General features: G+C 39.5%; 8 protein-coding genes. All 8 read left to right on the top strand.

All coding sequences use genetic code 11. From position 1 onward, the window contains the following. The first annotated feature begins 414 nt into the window (after positions 1 to 414). The 8 genes from aroC (at position 415) to cofG (ending at position 8,632) form a co-directional block, all read left to right on the top strand. Positions 415 to 1,503 carry a chorismate synthase gene (gene aroC / locus ACFE93_RS33045; RefSeq protein ID WP_375480092.1) on the top strand — a complete coding sequence of 363 codons (1,089 nt, stop codon included), beginning with the start codon at positions 415 to 417 and terminating at the stop codon, positions 1,501 to 1,503. A gap of 288 nt (positions 1,504 to 1,791) precedes the next feature. Next, the gene (locus tag ACFE93_RS33050; RefSeq protein WP_375480094.1) at positions 1,792 to 3,423 is read left to right on the top strand and encodes a hypothetical protein; all 1,632 of its coding nucleotides are present in this window, start codon (positions 1,792 to 1,794) and stop codon (positions 3,421 to 3,423) included. Positions 3,424 to 3,535: 112 nt separating this feature from the next. Continuing rightward, positions 3,536 to 3,790, top strand: a complete 255-nt coding sequence (locus ACFE93_RS33055) for a SemiSWEET transporter (protein WP_375480096.1) — start codon at positions 3,536 to 3,538, stop codon at positions 3,788 to 3,790. 21 nt (positions 3,791 to 3,811) lie between these two features. Further along, entirely contained in the window at positions 3,812 to 5,458 is a 1,647-nt protein-coding gene (locus tag ACFE93_RS33060; RefSeq protein ID WP_375480098.1) for a B12-binding domain-containing radical SAM protein, read from the top strand. Positions 5,459 to 5,469: 11 nt separating this feature from the next. After that, complete coding sequence (locus ACFE93_RS33065; protein WP_012411100.1) at positions 5,470 to 5,658, top strand: CPXCG motif-containing cysteine-rich protein; 189 nt, start codon at positions 5,470 to 5,472, stop codon at positions 5,656 to 5,658. 19 nt (positions 5,659 to 5,677) lie between these two features. Continuing rightward, the gene (locus ACFE93_RS33070; protein ID WP_375480100.1) at positions 5,678 to 6,121 is read left to right on the top strand and encodes an SRPBCC family protein; all 444 of its coding nucleotides are present in this window, start codon (positions 5,678 to 5,680) and stop codon (positions 6,119 to 6,121) included. A gap of 649 nt (positions 6,122 to 6,770) precedes the next feature. Then, positions 6,771 to 7,532, top strand: coding sequence for a beta-carotene ketolase CrtW (gene crtW, locus ACFE93_RS33075; RefSeq protein ID WP_375480102.1), 762 nt, complete (start codon positions 6,771 to 6,773; stop codon positions 7,530 to 7,532). A 113-nt stretch (positions 7,533 to 7,645) separates the two neighbouring features. Beyond that, entirely contained in the window at positions 7,646 to 8,632 is a 987-nt protein-coding gene (cofG, locus tag ACFE93_RS33080) for a 7,8-didemethyl-8-hydroxy-5-deazariboflavin synthase subunit CofG (protein WP_375480104.1), read from the top strand. The last annotated feature ends 78 nt before the right edge of the window (positions 8,633 to 8,710 follow it).

Here is an 8,710-nt window from a genome sequence, read left to right on the forward strand (position 1 = left end):
CTCTAGATTTGGCTGCTGGCGATCTTGCTCCTGTAGCTCTTACCGCTCCTGCTATCAACGGTTAAATAGTAAAGTTTAGCTAAATAAGAGAGCGCCCTCTGGTAACGGAGGGCGCTTTCTTATTTGTATAGGTAAAGGCTATACGTCAACCTGGTCGCGGCGAAGAGTCCCCCGCTATACCTTTATGTTAGCGATGGGAGAAACGCCGATCCGGGACTGGTTACTGAGAAAACATTCCAAAATTTGGAAGGGGTCAAAGCCCCGAACATCATTTTTCAGTTGATTACCCAATCCTTAATCCCTAATCCCTAGTCCCCAGTCCCTTTTACACATTCCAAGTGCCAAAGCATAAAAATTAACTTTTGCACAAACTCTAGTTAAAATACATAAGCCTCATCCTTTTTCTTTAAGATCATGGGCAACACTTTTGGTCATCTATTTCGTATAACTACTTTTGGTGAATCTCACGGCGGTGGTGTGGGGGTTGTGATTGATGGTTGTCCTCCACAACTAGAAATTTCGGCAGAAGAAATTCAAGTAGAATTAGATAGAAGACGTCCGGGACAAAGTAAAATTACCACACCTCGCAAAGAAGCTGATACCTGCGAGATTTTATCAGGTGTATTTGAAGGCAAAACACTGGGAACGCCTATAGGGATTTTAGTACGGAACAAAGACACTCGATCGCAAGACTACGACGAGATGGCCGAGAAGTATCGCCCTTCTCATGCAGATGCAACTTATGATGCAAAATATGGCATTCGTAATTGGCAAGGTGGGGGTAGATCGTCAGCGCGTGAGACAATTGGCAGAGTAGCAGCAGGTGCGATCGCTAAAAAAATCCTCCGTCAAGTTGCCAATATTGAAGTTATCGGTTATGTCAAGCGCATCAAGGACTTGGAAGGTGTAGTCGATCCAAATACTGTCACTTTAGAACAGGTGGAAAGCAACATCGTTCGCTGTCCCGATGCCGAATGTGGCGATCGCATGATTGAATTAATTGAGCAAGTTGGTAGACAAGGTGATTCTATCGGCGGTGTCGTAGAATGTGTAGCTCGTAATGTGCCGAAAGGTTTGGGCGAACCAGTATTTGATAAATTGGAAGCTGATATCGCTAAAGGTGTGATGTCTCTCCCTGCTAGCAAAGGCTTTGAAATTGGTTCCGGTTTCGGAGGAACGTTGTTAACGGGAATTGAGCATAACGACGAATATTATATTGATGAAAATGGTGAAATTCGCACTGTAACTAACCGTTCTGGTGGTATTCAGGGGGGAATTTCCAACGGAGAAAATATCATTTTACGAGTTGCATTTAAGCCGACGGCGACAATTAGAAAAGAGCAAAAAACAGTAACTCGTGAAGGTGAAGAAACGCTATTAGCGGCGAAAGGACGACACGATCCTTGTGTGTTACCGCGTGCAGTTCCAATGGTGGAAGCGATGGTGGCGTTGGTATTGTGTGACCATTTATTACGACATCATGGACAGTGTAAGGTGTTGTAGGGATTACACTTTGACTTTCAGAAAATTATTTATGCTTCAAGGGTGGGTTTCTGACTCGCCCTTTTTTACTAGTATTGCTATAGTAGCGGATAACACATTTAAATACGTGCGATCGCATCTACTATCAGTATGGGTAAAGAGTCTCAAAATCGCTTAGAACACTTTGCTGCTTTAAAGTCCAAATACCAAGCAACTCAATATGGAGATTCATTACCCGCTAGTTTGCTGTATCTCATACTACGAAAACTTGACTTAGGAATTGAACTCCTTGACTTAGAATCTAATTGGTTGGGAGAGTCTCAGCTTGAGGAGACTTTAGAAGCTATCAAGCAAGAGCAGAAACATAAAGTACAAGAATTCAGAAATCTAGAATTTGAATTCTCTAAATTAAAGTCTAAGTACAAAGCCACAAATTATAACGTCTCATGGCAATCTACTCATCTGTATTTCATACTTTTGAAACTTGAATCAGGAAATATACTCACTGATGTAGAAGTTCAATGGCTGAGAAGAACTGGTTTATATGAAACAAATCAAATTGCTGAAGAAGTAAAGCGATTTACTCAACTTAAATCTCAGTACAAAGCTAGTCAATATCAAGACTCATATCCTGATAGTTTCCTGTATCAAATACTAAAAAAATTAGAGGTTACAGAACGTTTAAGCGATTCTGAATATAATTGGCTGCTCAATAACCAACTCTTGGAAACAGCAGAAATTTTTCAACAACAAGAGTCAGTAAAAGAAACTCACTTTACTCAATTACGAGATAAATACCAAGCTAATAAACACCTGGATTTATCATTATCGAGTCCACTATATCCAATACTGCAAAACATTGACGCAAAAGATAATTTGAGTGAGTCAGAAATTAACTGGCTAGAACAGCAAGGACTTAACGAAACAATTATCATTGCTCAAGAATTGGAACAAACACGAGAATTTGCTGCTTTGAGATATAAATATAAAGTAACTCGTTATGAGGATTCATCGCCTAAAAGTCACCTGTATAAAATTCTCAAAAGGCTTGAGTCTTCTAATCAGTTAGGTGAACAGGATATTAACTTTCTCAAAAAACGCAAGCTGACTGAAATTATAGAAATTGCAAATGAAAAATACGTGCTTATCCTAAAATCTAAGATAGATTTAGGAGAACTACTTAATGAGTTAGAAATTGAGTGGCTAAAAAATAATAGACACGAAGATATTATTAAATTAGCTCAACAAAAGCACTTTGCTATTCTTAAGAGGAAATATGGATTGATAGATCCTAACCTACAAATACAGCCATTTTACAAAGTTATGGTCAATTTGGAGAAAAAAGAACGTCTAGATCCTATTTTAGTAGCTCAACTAATAGAACGAAAGATGTTGTCTCGTGACGGTAAGATTGCTATCGCACATTACAGACTAGAAGCAGAATTTTACGAACAGGAAATTAAGCGTACTGGCCATCAATGGCATATACCTACTGCTAGTAGTTATTGGCGCAAAGCAGATGAACCTGAACAGGCATTAAAACTTACTAACTTAGACTTAAGCCAAATTAGAGAAAGCAATCTAAAGTCTGCGATTTTAGTAACTAGAGGTGCAGCATTCAGAGATATGGACAACTTAGCTGATGCTGAAAATTGTGCAAGAAAAGCTATGGATTATCAGCCTGATAGTTATCAACCATATACTTTAATGGGAGCAATTTATTACGACCGTTGTGACTATCTTAAAGGTGATTATTGGTTTGAACAAGCCATACAACGTGGAGCGAAAACTGAAGATATAGATGACGAGCTAAAACGAGTTTTCAGAAGTACAAAAGATGAGAAGAAACGAAATGAGGCAGCAGAATATTTGCTGGGTAAAGATCCATCTCGGTATGCTTGGGCAAAGTCTTATATCAAAAAGACAAATAATAAAAGCTGAACCAGAAATGGAAATTATATCAGAAAAATAAAAGATAAACTAAGAACAATTTAATGTAATGCAAGTGTTACTCTAGCATTACACTATAAATAAACTGAGATAGTTGCATCGCATGGATTTTATAACAATTCTAGGATTAGCGGCTGCCACAATAACCACAATCTCTTTTTTACCACAGATGTTTAAAACTTGGCAAACAAAATCAGCAAAAGATGTTTCTTCGGTTACGTTGATTACATTCATAAGTGGTGTTTTTTTGTGGCTAATCTATGGAATTTATTTACAATCCTTGCCAATTATTCTTGCTAATGCCATAACATTGATTTTTAACTTAATTATTCTATGGCTTAAAATTAAATATAGATAAACTTGCCTCTAACAAACACCTGTGACATCATCTGTATTTGACTCTGAACGCCTTCTATTTACACCTACTACCCCAGACACCAACGCTATCTCGATAATCTTCGCCTTTCCCAATGAGTATAGCGTAGGTATCACTAGCCTTGGCTATCAGGTAGTTTGGGCAACTTTTGCAATGCGTGATGATGTGCAGGTGAGTCGCCTGTTTACCGATACTCATGAACAACTTCCCAGAACGCCGGAAATTGTGGGATTTTCTATTTCGTGGGAACTGGATTATGTGAATATTTTAAATTTGCTGGAATCTTTAGATATTCCTATTCGAGGAACCTCTCGTGATGATTCTCATCCGATAATTTTTGGTGGTGGCCCCGTTCTCACTGCTAACCCCGAACCTTTTGCAGATTTTTTTGATGTAATTTTGCTGGGGGATGGCGAAACCCTGTTAGGGAATTTTATTGAGGCTTACAAAGAAGTCAGAAATGCCTCAAGACAAACTCAACTAAAAAGACTTGCACAAATACCAGGAATTTATGTACCTAGTTTGTATGAGGTGGAATATCACGCAAAAGATGGTGAAGTAAAGTCTATTAAACCAATTTCTCCCGAAATTCCCGCAGTGGTGCAAAAGCAAACTTATAGAGGAAATACCCTATCGGCTTCTACTGTAGTCACCGAAAAAGCGGCATGGGAAAATATTTATATGGTGGAAGTGGTAAGAAGTTGTCCAGAAATGTGCCGCTTTTGTTTGGCGAGTTATCTCACACTGCCTTTTAGAACAGCCAGTCTGGAAGATTCATTAATTCCAGCGATCGCCAAAGGTTTAGAAGTCACAAACCGGCTAGGATTATTAGGGGCTTCAGTTACTCAACACCCAGAATTTGAGGCGTTGCTAGATTATATTAGTCAGCCAAAGTATGATAATGTCCGTCTCAGTATTGCCTCAGTGAGAACTAATACTGTAACAGTCCAGTTAGCAGAAACTTTGACGAAACGAGACACGCGATCGCTTACCATTGCTGTAGAAAGTGGTTCCGAGAAAATCCGCCAAATCGTCAACAAAAAGCTGCATAACGACGAAATCATCCAAGCAGCCATAAATGCCAAAGCTGGCGGCTTAAAAAGCTTGAAACTCTACGGAATGGCAGGAATTCCTGGTGAGGAAGCAGAGGATTTAGAACAAACCGTGGCGATGATGCGTAATATCAAAAAAGCTGCGCCAGGATTGCGCTTAACATACGGATGCAGCACCTTTGTACCCAAAGCACATACGCCGTTTCAATGGTTTGGGGTGAATCGCCAAGCCGAAAAGCGGTTGCAGTTTTTGCAAAAACAGCTAAAACCGCAGGGGATAGAATTTCGCCCAGAAAGCTATAATTGGTCGATTATACAGGCTTTGTTATCGAGAGGCGATCGCAGACTCTCCCAGCTTCTCGAACTTACTCGTGACTTTGGCGATTCCTTGGGTAGCTACAAACGTGCTTTCAAGCAACTCAAAGGGCAAATCCCCGACTTAGATTTCTACGTCCACGCCGAATGGTCAACAGAACAAGTATTACCCTGGAGCCACTTGCAAGGGCCTCTGCCACAGTCTACACTACTAAAGCATTTGGCTGATGCTCAGAGTTATATCAATCCATCCCCAAAAGAATTACAGCCGTTGAATTCATAGCTGAAAACTTGATGCAAAACACAGCTGAGTATTACTGCGCTTATTGCGGCGAACCGAACTTAACTTTTATTGATTTGAGTGCTGGAGGACAGCAATCTTACGTTGAAGATTGTCAAGTTTGTTGTAACCCAAATATTTTGTATGTGCGGGTTGATGAAGATACCCTAGATATCGAAATTGATACTGAATCTGAAAGCTGAATTTTAGGTTTTTCTTTCCATGCTGCACTTTAAACATTCCTCAGTAATTAATGCCTCACCGGAAGTAGTTTGGAAATTTCACGAAAGGCCAGATATTTTGCAACTGTTGAATCCACCTTGGCAGCCAGTCCAAGTGGTTCGTCGTGAGGGAGGGCTAAACGTGGGCGCTATCACAGAATTTCGCTTGTTTCTCGGCCCATTACCCTTAACTTGGTTAGCCCGTCATACTGAATTTGACAAATATCGCCTATTTACTGACGAACAGATATCTGGCCCCTTTGAATCTTGGGTACATCGACATGAATTTGAACCGGAAAATGGCAAAACCAGATTAACTGACGCTATTTCCTTCTCTATGCCTGGTGGAGGAACTGTTGAATTTGTCAGTGGTTGGCTAGTGCAAGCGCAATTAGAAGCAATGTTTCGCTACCGCCATTATGTGACTAAACGAGAATGCGAGTAATTATGAGCATTCTCTTGTAGTAAGTGGCTCCAGATTTTTAGCTTACTAGGAGCCATATTTATTATTTTATCTTTATTAGTTTTGATAAGAAAAACCAATAAATTTTCTAATTTACATTAGATTTTTTTGACAATATAAATACTATTTCGCTAATTTCAAAGTGTTTCCTGAAAAGCTTGAAAATTTCATCCTTAGAGTGGAGGTTTAATCCTCAGTCTGAACTTTGGAGCGATCGCTTGCCAACGATCGCTTTCTAGCCTAGATTAGTTTGGGATCTCAACAGCTACAGCATCATACACGAATTACTCCACTTCATTCCCTACTCTTGCCGCTAATTATGTTACCGCCTTTTTCCCAAGCTTCGGCTGTTTCAAAAGTCCCATCTTAAAAACACTAGTTTTTATAATTACTAAAACTATCAGTACTATAACTTATACAATCCAACTGTCATCCCAAAAACAGTTGTTGGTATGGAGGTTGTATGTGTAATAATAGTTCAAGTATCTTAATATTTATAAACATCTTAAAGTGTTGGCACTATCCGATGCAAAACACTTACCACTAATAGAGTTTTCTGGCTGGTGGTTAGTACTTTTTGTGGTGACTATATTTTAGGAATTTTCACCTGAATACTAGGCGGAGTAAAAGCGTGATTCAATTAGAACAACCACCCAGTTATCAAACAAAACTGACTCCAGTAGTGAAAAGTAAATCTCAGTTTCAAGGACTTTTCATTGCTATTGTCATTGTTAGTGCGTGGGTCATTAGCTTGAGTTTATTACTTGCCCTTGACATCTCAAAATTACAATTTTGGATACTATTGCCTAGCATAGTTTGGCAAACATTTTTATATACGGGATTATTTATTACATCTCATGATGCTATGCATGGGGTAGTGTTTCCCCAAAACAGTAAAATTAATCATCTTGTTGGGACATTCACCCTATCTCTTTATGGTCTTTTACCATATAAAAAATTATTAAAAAAGCATTGGTTACACCACGAAAATCCAGCAACTCAAATAGACCCAGATTTTCATAATGGTGAACATAAAAACTTCTTTGCTTGGTATTTCCATTTTATGAAAGGTTACTGGAGTTGGGGACAAATTATTGCTCTAACTCTTATATATCAGTTTGCTAACCGCATCCTTCATATACCCCATGCTAATCTAATAACTTTTTGGGTACTTCCTTCGCTTTTAAGTTCATTCCAATTATTTTATTTTGGTACTTTCCTTCCACATAGCGAACCAATCGCAGGGTATATTCAGCCTCATTGTGCCCAAACGATTAGCCGTCCAATTTGGTGGTCATTTATCACCTGCTATCATTTCGGCTACCACGAGGAACATCACGAGTATCCCCATGTTGCTTGGTGGCAGTTACCAGAAATTTACCAAGCAAAATAGTTCTTGTTTATCTAATAAATAAGTGGGCGTGAATAATTAAAGGTTTGTAGTCAGCGTCTCCAGCCCTTAAAATAAGTCTGGGGCTGCTTACTAAGAGCAAATTTATTCTGCTTATGCCAATTAATAATTATCGTCTTGTCACCTATAGCCCTGCTTATACAATTGTTCCTACTTACGAGTGCTTTAATCGGTGTAGTTACTGCAACTTTCGCAGCGAACCGGGTAAAAGTCCCTGGATGAGTCTTTCAGATGCAGACAGTATTTTAAAACCACTTCAAAGCGAAAAAGTCTGTGAAATTCTCATACTTAGCGGTGAAGTACATCCTCATTCGCCAAAGCGTCAGGCCTGGTTTGGACGAATTTATGATTTGTGTGAATTAGCGCTTTCAATGGGGTTTTTACCTCACACAAATGCGGGGCCACTGAGTTTTGAAGAAATGCAAAAGCTCAAGCGTGTGAATGTTTCGATGGGGCTGATGTTGGAACAGTTAACGCCAACATTGTTAAATAGTGTACATCGGCACGCACCGAGTAAATTACCAGAAGTTCGTTTACAGCAATTGCAATGGGCGGGAGAGTTGCAGATTCCCTTTACAACTGGGTTACTGTTGGGAATTGGGGAAACTGTAGATGATTGGTGGGAAACATTAACAGCTATATCTCAACTGCATCAACGTTATCACCATATTCAAGAAGTTATCTTGCAACCTCATAGTCCAGGATATCAGCAAACCTTTGATGCACCACCTTTTAACCCTCATCAGTTACCAGAAGTAATTGCTAAAGCACGTCAGATTTTACCGCCAGATATTACCATTCAAATTCCGCCGAATTTAGTTAAGGATGACCAATGGTTACTCGCTTGTATCGAAGGTGGTGCGCGAGATTTGGGTGGAATAGGGCCAAAAGATGAAGTGAATCCCGATTATCCTCATATACAGGAACAGGCATTGAGAGAAATTTTACAGCCTGCGGGGTGGGAGTTGATGGCGCGTTTACCAGTATATCCCCAGTTTGATGGCTGGTTGTCGGGGGAATTGCAAACAGCTGTGAGACAGTGGCGAAAGACTTTAACTCCGGCTTCTCTTTTACAAGGATAGGGGAGTAAGGATTTTCCCATTTCTTAGAGTTTCTTTGTTAATGAGTATTTGAACTCCATTAATGAGTCTTTGAACTCC

The organism is uncultured Nostoc sp. (genome assembly GCF_964247315.1).
Taxonomy (GTDB): Bacteria; Cyanobacteriota; Cyanobacteriia; order Cyanobacteriales; family Nostocaceae; genus Nostoc.